The organism is Nocardia sp. NPDC059228 (assembly GCF_042754245.1).
In the GTDB taxonomy this organism is placed as follows: Bacteria; Actinomycetota; Actinomycetes; order Mycobacteriales; family Mycobacteriaceae; genus Nocardia.
Genome location: NZ_JBHZAL010000004.1, coordinates 352345 through 367393, shown reverse-complemented (window position 1 = coordinate 367393; position 15049 = coordinate 352345). Strand labels below are relative to the sequence as shown.

18 protein-coding genes are annotated in these 15049 nt (G+C 71.2%); 10 read left to right on the top strand and 8 right to left on the bottom strand.

Going from position 1 to position 15049, the window contains the following annotated elements; genetic code table 11:
- Positions 1-293: 293 nt before the first annotated feature.
- Both ACFXKA_RS09915 and ACFXKA_RS09910 read right to left on the bottom strand, forming a co-directional pair.
- Positions 294-1277 (bottom strand): ATP-binding protein, encoded by a 984-nt coding sequence (locus ACFXKA_RS09915; protein ID WP_379426928.1) that lies wholly within the window; start codon positions 1275-1277, stop codon positions 294-296.
- Between the two features lie 82 nt (positions 1278-1359).
- Complete coding sequence (locus ACFXKA_RS09910) at positions 1360-2037, bottom strand: response regulator (protein WP_379380639.1); 678 nt, start codon at positions 2035-2037, stop codon at positions 1360-1362.
- 119 nt (positions 2038-2156) lie between these two features.
- Between ACFXKA_RS09910 and ACFXKA_RS09905 the strand changes: the two genes are divergently transcribed.
- The 4 genes from ACFXKA_RS09905 to ACFXKA_RS09890 all read left to right on the top strand — a co-directional run bounded on the left by ACFXKA_RS09905 (position 2157) and on the right by ACFXKA_RS09890 (position 5033).
- Positions 2157-2708, top strand: a complete 552-nt coding sequence (locus ACFXKA_RS09905) for a hypothetical protein (RefSeq protein WP_379426857.1) — start codon at positions 2157-2159, stop codon at positions 2706-2708.
- 124 nt (positions 2709-2832) lie between these two features.
- The gene (locus ACFXKA_RS09900; RefSeq protein WP_379426927.1) at positions 2833-3393 is read left to right on the top strand and encodes a copper chaperone PCu(A)C; all 561 of its coding nucleotides are present in this window, start codon (positions 2833-2835) and stop codon (positions 3391-3393) included.
- Complete coding sequence (locus tag ACFXKA_RS09895; RefSeq protein ID WP_379426856.1) at positions 3386-4627, top strand: Dyp-type peroxidase; 1242 nt, start codon at positions 3386-3388, stop codon at positions 4625-4627. The genes ACFXKA_RS09900 and ACFXKA_RS09895 overlap by 8 nt, the downstream gene beginning before the upstream one ends.
- A 70-nt stretch (positions 4628-4697) precedes the next feature.
- Positions 4698-5033, top strand: coding sequence for a YnfA family protein (locus ACFXKA_RS09890; protein ID WP_379426855.1), 336 nt, complete (start codon positions 4698-4700; stop codon positions 5031-5033).
- Positions 5034-5199: 166 nt separating this feature from the next.
- On the opposite strand, the gene ACFXKA_RS09885 is transcribed toward ACFXKA_RS09890, so the two are convergent.
- Positions 5200-5829: a TetR/AcrR family transcriptional regulator gene (locus ACFXKA_RS09885; protein ID WP_354832319.1), complete on the bottom strand. Its 630-nt coding sequence runs from the start codon at positions 5827-5829 to the stop codon at positions 5200-5202.
- Between the two features lie 120 nt (positions 5830-5949).
- Here ACFXKA_RS09885 and ACFXKA_RS09880 point away from each other — a divergent pair, with 120 nt between their 5' ends.
- A complete protein-coding gene (locus tag ACFXKA_RS09880; protein WP_379426854.1) occupies positions 5950-7410 on the top strand; it encodes an MFS transporter in 1461 nt (486 codons plus the stop codon).
- A complete protein-coding gene (locus ACFXKA_RS09875; protein ID WP_379426853.1) occupies positions 7407-8093 on the top strand; it encodes an SGNH/GDSL hydrolase family protein in 687 nt (228 codons plus the stop codon). The genes ACFXKA_RS09880 and ACFXKA_RS09875 overlap by 4 nt, the downstream gene beginning before the upstream one ends.
- A 114-nt stretch (positions 8094-8207) precedes the next feature.
- Here the strand turns inward: ACFXKA_RS09875 and ACFXKA_RS09870 are convergent, their stop codons facing one another.
- A complete protein-coding gene (locus ACFXKA_RS09870) occupies positions 8208-8558 on the bottom strand; it encodes a hypothetical protein (RefSeq protein ID WP_379380628.1) in 351 nt (116 codons plus the stop codon).
- Between the two features lie 188 nt (positions 8559-8746).
- On the opposite strand from ACFXKA_RS09870, the gene ACFXKA_RS09865 reads away from it, so the two are divergent.
- The gene (locus ACFXKA_RS09865) at positions 8747-9730 is read left to right on the top strand and encodes a glycosyltransferase family 9 protein (RefSeq protein WP_379426852.1); all 984 of its coding nucleotides are present in this window, start codon (positions 8747-8749) and stop codon (positions 9728-9730) included.
- Positions 9731-9793: 63 nt separating this feature from the next.
- Here the strand turns inward: ACFXKA_RS09865 and ACFXKA_RS09860 are convergent, their stop codons facing one another.
- Positions 9794-10723 (bottom strand): DMT family transporter, encoded by a 930-nt coding sequence (locus ACFXKA_RS09860; protein ID WP_379426851.1) that lies wholly within the window; start codon positions 10721-10723, stop codon positions 9794-9796.
- Positions 10724-10887: 164 nt separating this feature from the next.
- Positions 10888-11214 (bottom strand): ArsR/SmtB family transcription factor, encoded by a 327-nt coding sequence (locus tag ACFXKA_RS09855; RefSeq protein ID WP_379426850.1) that lies wholly within the window; start codon positions 11212-11214, stop codon positions 10888-10890.
- 182 nt (positions 11215-11396) lie between these two features.
- Here ACFXKA_RS09855 and ACFXKA_RS09850 point away from each other — a divergent pair, with 182 nt between their 5' ends.
- Positions 11397-12080, top strand: coding sequence for a M23 family metallopeptidase (locus ACFXKA_RS09850; RefSeq protein WP_379426849.1), 684 nt, complete (start codon positions 11397-11399; stop codon positions 12078-12080).
- Positions 12081-12264: 184 nt separating this feature from the next.
- The gene (locus ACFXKA_RS09845) at positions 12265-13323 is read left to right on the top strand and encodes a hypothetical protein (RefSeq protein WP_379426848.1); all 1059 of its coding nucleotides are present in this window, start codon (positions 12265-12267) and stop codon (positions 13321-13323) included.
- Here the strand turns inward: ACFXKA_RS09845 and ACFXKA_RS09840 are convergent.
- Positions 13274-13600, bottom strand: coding sequence for a hypothetical protein (locus ACFXKA_RS09840; protein WP_040857932.1), 327 nt, complete (start codon positions 13598-13600; stop codon positions 13274-13276). The two genes, ACFXKA_RS09845 and ACFXKA_RS09840, sit on opposite strands and share 50 nt — an antisense overlap.
- Before the next feature lie 195 nt (positions 13601-13795).
- On the opposite strand from ACFXKA_RS09840, the gene ACFXKA_RS09835 reads away from it, so the two are divergent.
- Positions 13796-14131, top strand: coding sequence for an RNA polymerase-binding protein RbpA (locus ACFXKA_RS09835; protein WP_040857934.1), 336 nt, complete (start codon positions 13796-13798; stop codon positions 14129-14131).
- Positions 14132-14204: 73 nt separating this feature from the next.
- Here ACFXKA_RS09835 and ACFXKA_RS09830 read toward each other — a convergent pair whose 3' ends face one another.
- Entirely contained in the window at positions 14205-14987 is a 783-nt protein-coding gene (locus ACFXKA_RS09830; protein WP_379426926.1) for an ABC transporter permease, read from the bottom strand.
- Positions 14988-15049: the final 62 nt, after the last annotated feature.

Below are 15049 nucleotides of genomic sequence, written 5' to 3'. Positions count from 1 at the left end.
CTCCGGTTGTCCACGGTTCAGGCACTCCCGGCTCTGGTTGCGGCGCTCCAGGCCTTGCCCATTCGGAGGCTCTCGGGCCGGTCCTTCCCGGCCCGGGTTGGAGTTCTTCGGGTTCGCGCGGTCCCGAACCAGGTGCCGGCGGTTCACTCGCTGTGAGTTCAGGTGCGGGCGCGGGCGACTGGTCGTCGGGAGAGGGTGCGGCGGAAGGGTTTTCGGGCATGGCAAGGCCTCCGATGGGTGTGCGGGAGCGACCCGGGAGCGCCGGGGCGCTGCGGGTTGCGGACGGGGTGAGGTCAGGAAGCGGGGAGGGTGATGCGGATGCGGGAGCCCGGGTCGGCGACGGCGATGGTGCCGCCGTGCAGGTCGACGATCCAGCGGGCGATGGCCAGGCCGAGGCCGGTGCCGCCGCCGGTGGCGCGGCCGCCGCGGGTGAAGCGTTCGAAGACGCGGGCACGGTCGGCGATCGGGATGCCGGGGCCGTCGTCGGCGACATCGATGACGGTGCCGGCGCGGTCGGTGTGGGCGTGGATGCGGACCTCACCGCTGGCGGGGCCGTGGCGGGTGGCGTTGTCGAGCAGGTTGAGCAGAACCTGGTGCAGGCGGGCACGATCGGCGTGCACGGTGAGATCGGGAGCGGCGGCGATGGTGAAGCGGACGGGCCGGTCGACCGCGGCCGCCATCACCTCCGCTTCGGCCACAACCTCTTTCAGCAGCGGCTCCACGGCGACGGCTTCGCGGTCCAGCGCCACCGCACCGGCCTCGACGCTCGACAGCGCCAGCAGCTCCGACACCAGCAGGCTCAGCCGCTCGGTCTGAGCGAGCGCGGTGCGCAGGGTCGCCGGATCGGGTTCGGCCACACCGTCGACCAGGTTCTCCAGCACCGCCCCCAGCGCCGTGATGGGGGTGCGCAGTTCGTGCGAGACATTGGCGATGAACTCGCGCCGCTGCTGGTCGGCGGCGGCCAGATCGGCGGCCATCTGATTGAACGCCGCCGCCAGCTCACCCACCTCGTCCCGGGAGGTGGCACGCACCCGCCGCGAATAGTCCCCCTGCGCCATGCGTTTGGCGGCGGCGGTCATCTCCCGCAGCGGCAGGGTCATGCCGTGGGCGAGCACCTGCGAGAAGAGCAGCGCGAGCAGTGTGGCCGCGATGGTGGTGCGCGGCGGCAGCCATCCGATGCGTGAGGCGAAGAACCCGAACGCCACCGCCCCGGACCCGACCATGAGAATGGCCAGCTTCAGTTTGATCGACCGCACCCGGTCCAGCGGCCGCGGCATCCACCCCGCCGCCCGATTCCCGGCCGCCCGCAACCACTCTCGCACGCTCACCGCTGCCCCTCCGCTGCGCGCCCGCCGCCGTTCATCGAGCCTCCAGCGCGTACCCCACGCCGTGCACGGTGCGGATCAGGTCCGCGCCGAGCTTGCGCCGCAACGCCTTGACGTGACTGTCGACGGCGCGGGTACCCGAGGCGTCGGCCCAGCCCCACACCTCGCTGAGTAGCCGTTCCCGGGCCAGCACGGTGCGCGGCCGGCGGGCCAGGTGCACCAGCAGCTCGAATTCCAGTGGGGTGAGCTGGGTTTCGGCGTCGCCACGCCACACCCGTCGCTGATCGGTGTCGATGCGCAGATCACCGACCACGATGGCGGCGACCGGGGCCGCGGTGCGGTCCACGCGGCGCAGCAGGGCGTGCACGCGGGCGGTGAGCACGCGCATCGAGAACGGTTTCGTCAGATAGTCGTCCGCGCCGACCCCGAGGCCGACGAGCATGTCGGTTTCGTCGGTGCGGGCGGTCAGCATGAGCACCGGCACCGGCCGGCGAGCCTGGATGCGGCGGCAGACCTCGAGCCCGTCGAAACCGGGCAGCATCACGTCCAGCACCACCAGATCCGGGTCCCCGGCCGCGTCGGCGGCCACGGCCGCGGGCCCGTCGTGCGCGATGTCGACCGCGTACCCCTCGGCGCGCAGGCGGGCGGCGAGGGATTCCGCGATGGTCGGCTCGTCCTCGACGACGAGGATCCGGCGCGCACTGGTTTCCATGCAGGTGACATTAGGCAACCGCCGTGGAGATGGTTCGCATCGATTGTGAAGATCCTGTGGAGACGCCGGTCATACCACCTGGAAGCATCGTCTGCGACACGACGTCGTAGCATGGCCGGGTGCGCTCACCGACGGATCACACCGCGCGCCTGCGCGGCGCTGCCGTCGGCGCATCCTCCGGCGCGGTAGCGATTCTCGCGCACGGACTCGGCGGCGGCGCGACCCTGCTCGACGGTTCCGCGCTCGCCCTGCTGTTCGCCGCGTGCACGCTGATCGGGGTCGTGGTGGCGACCCTGCGCCCCCGCTACGGGATCGCCGGAACCATGGCCATGCTGGCGGTGGGTCAGTCCATCGGCCATGCGGCACTGTCGATGTCGCCGGGCCACCACCAGCACAGCTCCTCGCCGTCGATGCTGCTGGCCCACCTGGTCGCAATTCCGGTGGGCGCGCTCGCGATTCGCGCCGCCGAGGCCGGCATACGCCGGGCCATCACCAGCGTGCGGCGGTTCATCCTCGCGCTGGGTTCGATCCTGCGGCCGCCCGCGCCGCGCCTGCGCCCGCGCCGCGCCGACGATCGCGCCGAGGCGCGTCGCCTGCTCGTCAGTCCGGGAATCGGGCGTCGTGGCCCACCCCGGGCCGGCGCACCGTTATCACACCTCGCTCCGGCATAGATCCGCGACGACTCCTCCCCGCGCAGTGGCCGAATCAGGCCTGCGCCGAACGGGTGTCGCCGTGAACCGGTCCGGGGTGACTTCCCCTCCCCCTGACACACGGAGTCCATTTCCCATGTCCCAGATGCCCTCCTGCCACAGCTTCCGCCTGCGCACCGGCGGATTCGCGCGCCGCGTCGGCGCGGCCGCCGCCGTCGCGACCCTGGCACTGCTGCCCGTCGCCTGCTCCTCCTCGCAGACCGCCTCGGACGCCACCGGCAAGGCCGCCGACCGGATCACCATGACCGATCAGTGGATCAAGGCCGCCGACAGCGGCATGTCCGCCGCCTTCGGCACTCTCTCCAACACCTCCGACCAGCCGATCAACCTGGTCGCGGCCACCAGCCCGGCCTCGGCCACCGTGGAGATCCACGAGATCGCCCCCGACGCGGCCGGAGAGAAGGTCATGCGGCCCAAGGCCGGTGGCATCGTCATCCCCGCCCACGGCAGCGCGACCCTGAAGCCCGGCGGCGACCACCTCATGTTCGTGGGGTTGAAGGCCCCGCTGCGCACCGGCGCGGACACTCCGATCACGCTCACCTTCTCCGACGGGTCCAGCACCACCGTCACCGCGCAGGTGCGGGACTTCGCGGGTGGCAAGGAGAACTACCAGCCCTCCGGCGACAACGCCGCCCACGGTGGCTGACCGGCCACAACCGCACCCCCGCCTGTCCCGGCGGCGACTCCTCGGCGGCGGCGCCGCCGCGGGGGCCGCCGCGGTGACAATCGCCGGCTCCGCCGGCGTCGGCTGGGGCGCGGCCACACTCACCCACCGCGACCACGATCGCGATCCCGGACTGGACACGGTCGCGTTCCACGGCCCGCATCAGGCGGGCATCGCGACGGATCCGCCGCTGCACGCGGCCTTCGTCGCCTTCGACCTGGTGGCGGGCGCACAGCGCGAGGACATCGTCGGGCTGTTGAAGATCTGGACCGACGACGCCTCGCGCCTGACCCAGGGCAGACCGGCACTCGCCGACACCGAACCGGAACTGGCCGCCCGGCCCGCCCGGCTCACCGTCACCGCCGGATTCGGGCCGCGGTTGTTCACCGTCGCCGGACTCGAGGACCAGCGGCCGCACTGGCTGAAACCGTTGCCGCCGTTCACCATCGACAAGCTCGATGCCGCCTGGTGCGGCGGTGATCTGCTGCTGCAGATCTGCGCCGACGAGGCCACCACGGTCTCGCACGCGGTACGGGTGCTGTCCAAGCATGTGAAATCGCTGGTCACGGTGAAATGGGTGCAGCGCGGGTTCCGCAATGGCGCCCGCGGCCGGACCATGCGCAATCTCATGGGCTCGGTGGACGGCACGGTCAACATCGCGCCCGGCACAACCGATTTCGATCGCCTCGTGTGGGACGACGGATCGGTGCGGCCGTGGCTGGCCGGGGGTACCTCGATGGTGTTGCGGCGCATCGCCATGAACCTCGAGACCTGGGACGAACTCGACGCCGACGGGCGCGCCATCACCGTCGGCCGCACCGTCGAGCACGGGGCGCCGCTGTCGGGTACCCGGGAATTCGACGAACCCGACTTCGCGGCCGTGGACCAGTACGGCATCCCGAAGATCCCGCCGTCCTCCCACATCGCCCGCGCCCACCACGCCCACGACGGGGAGCGGTTTTTGCGCCGCGGCTACAACTACGACGACGCGCCCGCCCCCGGGCACGTCTCCAACTCGGGCCTGCTGTTCGCGTCCTTCCAGCGCGACATCGACGCCCAGTACCTGCCGGTACAGCAGCGACTGGCCGACTTCGACGCCCTCAACCAATGGACCACACCGGTCGGCTCGGCGGTCTTCGCCGTCCCGCCCGGCGTGCCCGGCCCGGGCGGCTACCTCGGACAGCAGCTGTTCGACCGCGCCGACGCCCAACGATGATCCGGACCGGTCAGACCGCACACGGGGCGGTCCGACCGGACACCGGTCGCGGACTCTAGGGTGGGCTGCCATGACCGTCTTGCGATCGATCGTGCTCTTCGGGCTGGCCGCCGTCGCCGAAATCGGTGGCGCGTGGCTGATCTGGCAGGGCGTGCGCGAGCACCGCGGCTGGCTGTGGATGGGGGCGGGGGTGGTGGCGCTCGGCTGCTACGGGTTCGTCGCCACCCTGCAGCCCGACGCCCACTTCGGGCGCATCCTCGCCGCCTACGGTGGCGTCTTCGTGGCGGGGTCGCTGCTGTGGGGCATGGCGCTGGACGGCTTCCGGCCCGACCGCTGGGACGTGATCGGCGCGCTGGTGTGCCTGGCCGGAGTGGGGCTCATCATGTACGCACCGCGCCCGGCGTGAGACACGCGGGTGGGAGACACACGGTGACATTGCTCCACGTGAAACCGGCTGCGCCCGAACCGCATTCACGCATGCCACGCATCGCCACCGGATCGCGCCGACGTGCAGTCGATGCAGAATTGCCGGGCGCGAACGGATTACGCATTCCCGCCGGTCACGGCGATGGTCAGCGGCCGGCCCCGAGCAGGCCGTCGATGATCGCGCGCGCGGTGGGCAGCGCCGTCTCGTCACCCATCCGCGCGGCCGTATTCGCCGCCGCCACCACCGCATCCAACTGGAACGCGACAGCATGCGGGTCCAGCCCGGCCAGGTAGCCCTGCTCCTGAGCGCGGCCGATCTCCTTCTCCAGCACCGCGAACCAGTCGTCGCGGTCGGCCGCCAGGGCGTCACGCACCGGGCCCGGGCGGCTGTCGAACTCGGGCACGCTCGCGCCCCGGAAGCAGCCGCCGGGTAGCAGCGGCTCACCCACGTAGTCGAACCAGTGGTCGATGATCGCCCGCAGTCGCGGCATGCCACGGTCCGCGCTCAGGGCGGGGCGGACCACGTGCTCGATGAACACCTCGCGCGCCGACTGCACTGCGGCCAGCTGCAGGTTCTCCTTGGTGCCGAACAATGTCGCCACCCCCGACTTGCTGACCCCCAGATCCCCGGCGAGCCGGCCCAGACTCAGCCCGGTCAATCCCTCGACCGAGGCCACATCGGCGGCGTGACGGGCGATGGCCGCGCGGGCGCGCGCCCCCTTGAGCCGCCGCTGATCGGAAATCTCCTGCTCGGAAGGCTGCACCGGTTCATCCACCTCTTCATCTTCGCACCAACGGTTGCTTTTACGCACGATCGGTCGTACTTTTCAAAAATACGAACGATCGTGCGTACTGTTTTGATCCCGCTCCGACCCCCCTTCCGTGGAGAGCCCGTCATGACCGACATCAGCCGGCATCAGCCCGCAGCACCCGATACCTCCCCGCCGAGCATCGAAGCTCGCGCCGGCCGATCCCCCTCGGCCACCACGTCCTCCGACCGCCCGGCCCGCCTCGCCCTGCTCGTCGCCTCCGGCGCGGCGTTCGTGTCCTTCCTGGACCTGTCCGTGGTCAACATCGCCTTCCCCGCCATCACCCGCGACTACCCCGGCACCGCCGCCACCACCCTGACCTGGGTGGTGAGCGGTTACGCCGTCGCCTTCGCCGCCCTGCTCACCCCCGCCGGACAGTTGGCCGACGCCCTCGGCCGCGGTCGCGTATTCCTCACCGCCCTGGCCGGATTCGCGCTCACCTCACTGCTGTGCGCACTCGCGCCGGGGGCGGACTGGCTCATCGCCGGCCGCTTCCTGCAGGGCGCGACAGCGGCCTTCCTCATCCCGGCCGGACTCGGCCTGGTCCTGAGCGTCACCCCGCCCGCCCGCATCGGCGTCGCCATGGCCGCCTGGACCGCGGCCGGTGGATTCGCCGCCACCGTCGGCCCGGCCGTGGGCGGCGCGCTCGTCGACTGGTTCGGCTGGCGTTCGGTCTTCGTCATCAACGTGCCGATCGCGGCACTGCTCATCGCCACCGGGCTGCGGCTCGCGCGCGGCGATCAGCGGCACGCGCAGGGGCTGCCCGATCCGATCGGCACCGTCGCCACCGGACTCGGCATCGGCGCGGTCGTCGCCGCGGTCACCCAGGGACAGCAATGGGGTTGGGGCGCTCAGCAAACCCTCGTCACCGGTCTCGGCGGGCTCGTACTGCTGGGCCTCGCACTGTGGCGGTCGCGGACGCATCCGCGTCCCGCCATCGCGGTCGGGCTGTGGCGCAGCCACCACTACGCGCTGGTCAATGCCGTCGCCTTCGTCTTCGGCGCGACCATGTTCGCCTGGCTGCTGGCCGGGCCGCTGTGGCTGGACACCATGTGGCACTACTCGGTGCTGCAGTCGGCGGCCGCCATGACCGTCGGCGCGATCGCCTCCATGGTCACCGCGGTCCTGGCCGGGCGCGCGCCGGTACCGTGGCAGCGGTGGCTGGGCGTGCTCGGCGCCGTCATGTTCGCCGCGTCCACCCTCTCCATGAGCACCGGCAGCTGGAACGCCACCCCGGCGCTGTGGACGGCGTGGGTGCCGGCCGGACTGCTCGGCGGCGGCGGCATCGGCCTGCTCATCACCGTGCTCGGCACCGCCGCCGCGCGATCGCTGCCGCCGCACCGGTTCGCGGCCGGGGTCGGCATGAACCTCACCGCCCGCCAATCCGGCGGCGCGCTCGGGGTGGCCGTGCTCGCCGCGGTCTTCGCCGCCCACCCGGCCCAGCCGCTCACCGCCTTCCACACCCTGTTCGCCGTGTGCGCCGGAATCGCCGTCGCCGCAGCCGTTCTCGCCGCCCTGCCGATCCGAGCCGAGGAGCCCCAGCCATGACCGCCCGCACCGAAGCCACCGATCCGTTCACCCTGTCCGATCCGGCAGCCGCCGCCCTCCTGCGCGACGTGCCGTTCCGGCGGTTCGCCGTCATCGGCGACTCCACCGCCGCCGGCACCGGCGACCCCTGGCCCGGCTACGCCACGGTCCCCTGGGCCGACCGCGTGGCGCGCTGGCTGCTCGCCACCCACCCGAGCACCGACTACCTCAACACCGGCGTCCTGGGCGCGGTCATCGCCGACGTCACCACCGCGCAACTGCCGGCGCTCGAGGCATTCCGCCCGGACCTGGTGCACGTCACCTGCGGCGGCAACGACCTGTTCCTGCGCAATGCCCGGCTGCCCGATGTGGAGGCCGCCCTCGACGGGCTGTGCACCCGGGTGGCCGCCACCGGCGCGCGGCTGTCCCTGTTCACCCTGGCCGACTCCTTCACCGGGCGCATGGCTCCCCTGCGCCCGCTGTTCGCCGGATTCGCCGACGCCGTGCGCCGCGTCGCCGAGCGCCACGACGCCATCCTCACCGAATTCTGGGACCACCCCGCGCGACTGCGCCCGGACTGGCTCTCCGCCGATCTCATCCACCTGACCATGGCCGGGCACGCGGTGGTCGCCGCCGAGATCGCCGAGAACCTGGCCCGCCACACCGCCCGCGAACTCCCGCCCGAGCTCGTCCGGCACCCCTGAGCCCGGCCCGGAAACGCCCGATGCCGCACGCGGTGCAGTCATGCACCCTGTGCGGCATCGCCTTTCACGCAGGACAACGCTATGCGGTTGTCGCGCTCACGGTTTCGCGTCCACTCACTTCCACAGCGCCGCGATGAAGACGTTCAGGATCGCCAGCCCGCCGGCCGCGTGGGTCATCCACGCCACCTCCTTGCCGCGCTTGGCGTCCGCACGCCCCATTTCGGCGAAGGCCGCAACCAGCACCGCCACCACCAGTTTGGTGATCATCTTCGCCATATCGGGGTCCTTGCCCAGCGAATGGATCGACTCGGCCATGCCGAGCAGGATCACCCCGGTGAGGATCTGCACACGCGCACCCCACACCATCAGCTCCGACACCCGCGGCTGGGAGGCGACATACCCGCCGACCACCGCCGCCATACCGAGCAGGTGAGCCGTGACCATGAGGTTGTAGACGACCGTCATGACTGCACACGGTAATCCATCCACCCGCGACAACGACAGCCGGTAGTAACAGCGGTTTCCGCCAGGGCGCGGACCGGTCCCCAGGGTTTCACCCCCGCGCGGGCCGGGTAGTCCTCACGCAATGGTCCCCGCACGTCCGGTGGCGGACCGCAGCGTCGTGGGCGACGTGAGCGGCTAGGAGAATTCAGGTGGCGGTTGTACTAGTGCTGCGAGCACGCGGATTGGGTGATCTCCTCACCGCCGTACCCGCGTTGCGCGCCCTGCGCCGGGCCCGGCCCGGCGACCACATCGCACTGGCAGCACCCCATCGCCTGAAACCCATCGTCGACCTCATCGCCTCCGTCGACGAAATGGTCCCCATCCACGACACCGTCGGACTGCGCTGGGACGGCGAATCACCGGCCCTGGCCGTCAATCTCGACGGCACGGAAGGCATCGCGGAACTCACCCGCACCAAGCCCGAACGCATTCTCACCTACCGCAATCCGGCGTTCCCCGATCTGCCAGGCCCGGAATGGCAGCCCGAGATGCACGACGTGGACCGCTGGTGCCATCTGCTCGAATCCGACGGCATCGCCGCCGATCGCCGCAACCTCGGCCTGGTGCCGCCGGTGGCCAGCACCAGCCACCGCGACGCCGTGGTCGTGCACGTCGGCGCGGGCGCGACCGCCCGGCGCTGGCCGGCCGACCGGTTCGCCGCCGTGGTCCGGCATCTGCTGGTCCAGGATCGCGATGTCGTAGTGACCGGTGACGAATCCGAACGCGAGACCGCGCTCGGCGTCGCCACCCGCGCGGGACTCTCCTCGGCACGAGTCCTCGCCGGCCAGCAGAACCTCATCGAACTGGCCGCCACCGTCGCCGAGGCCGCCCTCGTGGTGTGCGGCGACACCGGCGTCGCCCACCTGGCCACCGCCTTCGGCACCCGCACCGTGCTGCTCTTCGGCCCCAACCCGCCCAGCCGCAGCGGCCCGCCCCCGCACCTGCTCGGCCGCCACGCCGTGCTCTGGGCCGGGCAGACCGGCGACCCGGACGCCGACGACATCGACCCGGGGCTGCTGAAGATCGGCGTGCCCGAGGTCGTCAACGCCGTCGACAAGCAACTGCGCAAACGCCCCTGGCCCGGCACCGGATTGGACCGCCGCGCCCAGCAGACCTTCCGGCGGGTGGGGTGAATCCCATCTTCGGAACTCTGCGGGGCTTCGCCGGGCGAATCCGCTGAGATCGCGCGCCCGCGTTCATTCCCGCGATTGGGACGGCCGCACGTTCCCGCGCAACCGCGGACGGCTATCGCGTTGTGTCGCACTGAGAGTCAGAGCCGCCATCACCAGCGCTATGCCCGCGAGTTCGGGGGCAGCGGGCCGTTGGGCCAGCGCGAGCGCGCCGATGACGGCCGCGGTGGCCGGGAGCAGCGCCAGCAGCAAGGCGAAACGGGCGCGGCCGACCGTGCGCAGGACCAACTGGTCGAGGGCGTAGGGAACGGCACTGGACAGCACGCCGACACCGACGCCCAGCAGCCAGGTACCCGCGTCCGCGAAAGCGGCTGGGGCGAGCACACATTGGCGCGTCACCAGCATCGGGGCCAGCAGGAGTGCGGCCGCGGCCATACCGACGGCCAGGGCGTCCAGGCCCGAACCCGCGTCGGCGACCCGCTTACCCAGCAGGATGTAGCCCGCCCACAGCGCGGCCGCGAGCAAGGCGAACCCGACACCGGCCGGCCGGGCATCCGAGGAGACGCCCGCCAGCAGGAAGACACCGGCGACCACCAGGGCGACGGCGAGGAGATCACGGGGCCGGCGTGACCCGAGAGCGGCCACCGCGACCGGTCCCAGGAATTCGATGGCGACCGCCGTGCCGAGCGGGATCCGCGCGATCGCCTCGTAGAAGGCGATATTCATGCCCAGGGTCACCACGCCGAACCCGGCAGCCACCCCGATCGAGCGGCGGGTCCAGCGCCGGCGCCAGGGCCGCCGCCACGCCAGCAGGGCGACACCCGCGGCGGCCGCACGCAGCCAGGCCACCGTCGCGGGTTCGACCGTGCCGAACAGATGGACGCCGATCGCCGCACCGAGATACTGCGAGACGCCGCCCGCGACGAAGATCAGCGGCACCGACCAGCCGGGTAGCACTGTCCGGCGCGGACTCTCGACAACGACGGACGTACCCACCCCGCCACCGTAACCGCCCGGCCGCCCGGGTCTCGGCGATCCAGCCGTACGCCGCCCTGCTGACTGCTGCCCGTCTCCTGACTCCGGTCCGCTCCCGCAGCCTCGCGTCTGCTCCTACGACCCCGGCCCGTTCCCGCCCCGTTCGGCCCGCCCGCAGGTTCGCGCTACTCGGAGGAGGGTTCGGTCTGCGCGCTGGACAAGGCCGCGGAGTAGGCGGCCAGGGCGCTGGGCCAGAACTGTTCGAGATAGTCACGCGCATCGGCCAGCCCGCGCGGGTCCAGGGAGTAGAGACGGCGGTTGCCCTGCGGCCGCATCATCACCAGGCGTGCCTCACGCAGCACCTTCAGATGCTGGGAGATTGCCGAACTGGTGACGCCCAGTGCCTCGGCGAGTTCACCCACCGATTTCGGGCCCTGCGGAAGGGCTTCGAACACCGCTCGGCGAGTACCGTCGGCGAGCGCGCTCAACACCCGCACTCCATTAGTGACCACTTAAGCAGAGTGCCCGCACCGCCCTCCCGGGGTCAATTCGCCGGCAAACCCCGGAGGCCGACGTCATCCACGAATTGCCTCGCGTCGTTATCGTCTCGTAATACACGAACTGGACTTTCAGGGCACTGTGACGGTCGCAACTCGGCTTCTGAACGACACCCGGGTTCTCGTACGGTCGAGCAATGCCCGTAACCGTTCCGTTATCTCGCCTGCGTGGAACCGGCCGGTACCGCTCGGTCGCGACCCGTGCCGCGGCCGTCACCGCCGTCGTCGGCGCCACCCTAACCGCGCTGGCCGCCACCGATCCGCACGCCACCCACGAGCTCGCGGGCGACTCCGTGGCAAACGCCGCCCAGATCGACGGCGCGTTCACCGCTTTCACCCCGCGCGAGGCGCAGATGCCGCAGGTGGTCCCGCAGCCGGTGCTCGACTTCCTCGACGGCCTGCACGCCGAGCAGGCCCGCCCCAAGACCGTGCGCCCGGTCGCCGGTCCGCTCACCTCCGGCTTCGGCATCCGCTGGGGCGCCATGCACGCCGGCATCGACTTCGGCGAGGGCTTCGGTGCTCCGATCCACGCCATCACCGACGGCACCGTCATCGAGGCGGGCCCCGCCTCCGGATTCGGTCTGTGGGTGCGGGTGCTGCAGGACGACGGCACCATCGGCGTCTACGGCCACATGCAGGACATCCTGGTCCAGGTGGGCCAGCAGTTGCGCGCCGGCGACATACTCGCCACGGTCGGCAGCCGCGGCTACTCCACCGGACCGCACCTGCACTACGAGGTGCACACCGGCGGCGGCGCGCCCGTCGACCCGCTGCCCTACCTGGCCGGGCGCGGCATGGACGTCGCCATGTCCACCGACTGACCCCACCGCTCATCCGGGCGCCCGCTGCAGGGGGCACGGATCGGTTGCGCGACAACGGCGTTCGCGACCCACGCAGAACAGCCCCGGCTCATACCGCCGGGGCTGTTCTCATACCCGGGTACTACGTGCCCACCCCACCGCCGGGGGACGTGGCGGGCGGCCGCACGGACCTAGCGTCACCGTCATGACCACGCTCGATCGTCCGCCGCTCGCGCCGCTCACCCCCACCGTCCCCGCTCGCCGGCTGCACCGCCCCCTGCTCGTCACCACCGCGGCCATGGCGGCCCTGGCCGTGTTCTCCCTGGGCGCCATGGCCTTCGACGACCGCATGCTGCTGGGCGAATCGGTGTGGCTCAAGCCGCTCAAGTTCGCCATCGCCATGGTCCTCTACTGCGGCACCCTGGCCTGGCTGGTGTCGTTCCCGCACCGCGGGCAGCGGCTGACCTGGTGGATGGGCGCCCTGTTCGCCGCCACCGCCATCGTGGACGTCGGCTTCGTGGTGGTGCAGGCCGCGCGCGGCACCTTCAGCCACTTCAACACCCAGCACGACGCGGTCAACACCATCGGCCAGTGGGTGTTCATGACCGGCGTGCCCGGACTGTTCCTCGCGAATCTGGTGATCGCGGTGACCCTTTCGTGGCAGCGCGTCACCGACCGGCCCACCTCGCTGGCCATCCGCGCGGGCCTGGGCATCGCGGTGTTCGGCATGGCGCTGGGCTACACCATGGGCTTCAGCGGCCAGCAGCAGACCACCGACGCCTACGGGCACCCGGTCCGGCTGGGCGCGGGACACACCTTCGTCAGCGGGCAGCCCGCCGTCCGCGACGGTGTCGAGGGCATGCCGATCACCCATTGGAGCACTGCGGGCGGCGACATGCGGATCGCGCATTTCGCGGGCCTGCACGGCATCCAACTGCTCATCGTGGCGGCCATCGTGCTGGCCCGCCTCGCCCCGGCCGTGACATGGCTGCGCACCGAGCGCACCCGCACCCGGCTGATCGGGGTGCTGGCGCTCGGCTACACCGCTCTGGTGGCGCTGCTGATGTGGCAGGCGCTGCGCGGGCAGCCGGTGACCCGGCCCGACGCTGAAACCCTCACCGCCCTCGGCCTTGTCGCCGCCGTCACCGCGCTCGGCATCGGCCTCGTCTACGCACTGAGCGTGCGCGCCCTGCCCGCCGGCCGCCACGCCGCGGTCAGCGCAGCCGTTCCGCCTCGCGCGTCAACGCCACCAATGTCGCGGTGAGATCGGCGAGTTCGATCATCTCGGCGCCCTCCGCGACCGCCGTGGCCACATCCTCGGCGGCGCAGCGGGCGGCGAACCAGCGATCGGACAGGTCCGAGACCTCCTGGGCACTGAGCACCACCGAATCCTCGGGAATGCCGGTGCCCTTCACGCTGTTTCGATGTTCGTACGCCCGCTGGCGACACGATTGCCGGCAGTACCGCCGGCGGCGTCCGATCTCCGATTCGGCGATCTCCCGCCCGCACCATTGGCAGCAGGACAGCACGCGTCGAGACATGGTCCGTCACATTAGCGGTTTGCGGCCGCGACCGGGCGCAAGGGCACGCCGCGGCGGAGTGGGCGCGCCGGACGAGTAGGATGGCAGGGTTCTCCCACGGGAACCGACACGTGCGCGGCTGCGTTGACAGTAGGTAGCGCAGCTGCAGAAACACTGATGTAGAACATTGCCGACAGGCGAGAAGGGACCGCACTCATGGCAGATCGCGTACTCCGGGGGTCTCGGCTCGGAGCGGTGAGCTACGAGACCGACCGCGACCACGACCTGGCGCCGCGTCGGATGGCGCGGTACCGCACCGACAACGGCGAGGAATTCGACGTTCCCTTCGCCGACGACGCCGAAATCCCGCCGACCTGGCTGTGCCGCAACGGCCAGGAGGGCATCCTGCTCGAGGGCACCACTCAGGAGCCCAAGAAGGTCAAGCCGCCCCGCACCCACTGGGACATGCTGCTGGAGCGTCGCAGCAAGGAGGAGCTCGAAGAGCTCCTGCAGGAGCGCATGGAGCTGCTCAAGACCCGCCGCCGCGGCTGAGCACCGCGACAAAACGGGAAAAAAAAAGGGGCCCCGCACCACACCGGTGCGGGGCCCTTCCCGTGCCACCGGCTCAGTGACTGGCCACCTTCCGGTACTGCAGCAGGGCGATCGGCACCGAGATCGCCAGAATGGCCAGCGAACAGTAGACGGAGTATTCGACGCAGTGGTCGGCAGGCCAGCCGGTGGCCGGTTCGAACGACGGCGGGGACCCGTTGTCGAAGAGTTTGCGCCCGGCCGCCGACACCGCGGTGATCGGATTCCAGGCGGCGACGGTACGCAGCGGGCCGGGCAGCGTCTCCCCGGAGATGAAGGCCGAGGAGATGAAGGTCAGCGGGAAAAGCCAGATGAGACCGGCACTCTGGGCCACCTCGACGCTGGGCGACATGAGCCCGGTGATCGCCCCGACCCACGACATGGCGAACGCGAACAGCAGGATCACCCCGAACGCCAGCACCGCGTCGATGATCGACCCGTTGATCCGCCAGCCGACCACGTACCCGCAGACCACCATCACCGCCAACGCCAGAATGTTGACCACCAGGTCCGAGAGGGTGCGGCCCATCAGCACCGCCAGCCGCGACATGGGCAGCGTCCGCATCCGGTCGATGATGCCCTTGTGCAGGTCGTTGGCCAGGCCGACGGTGGTGAACGCGGCATTGAAAGCGACTGTCTGCGTGAAGATTCCGGCGAGCAGGAACTCCCGGTACTGGCTGCCGCCCAGGGACGCGCCGAAGATGTAGGCGAACAGGAACACGAACATCAGCGGCTGGATGGTGGCCGTCACCAGCAGGGTGGGCACCCGCAGGATGGTCAGCAGGTTGCGGTAGGCCACGATCGCTGAGTCACGCACCACCCGGGGTAGCAGCATGAGGGGTCCCTCGATACGGGGGCGGCCCTGTTCCTCCTCGGGCGGCG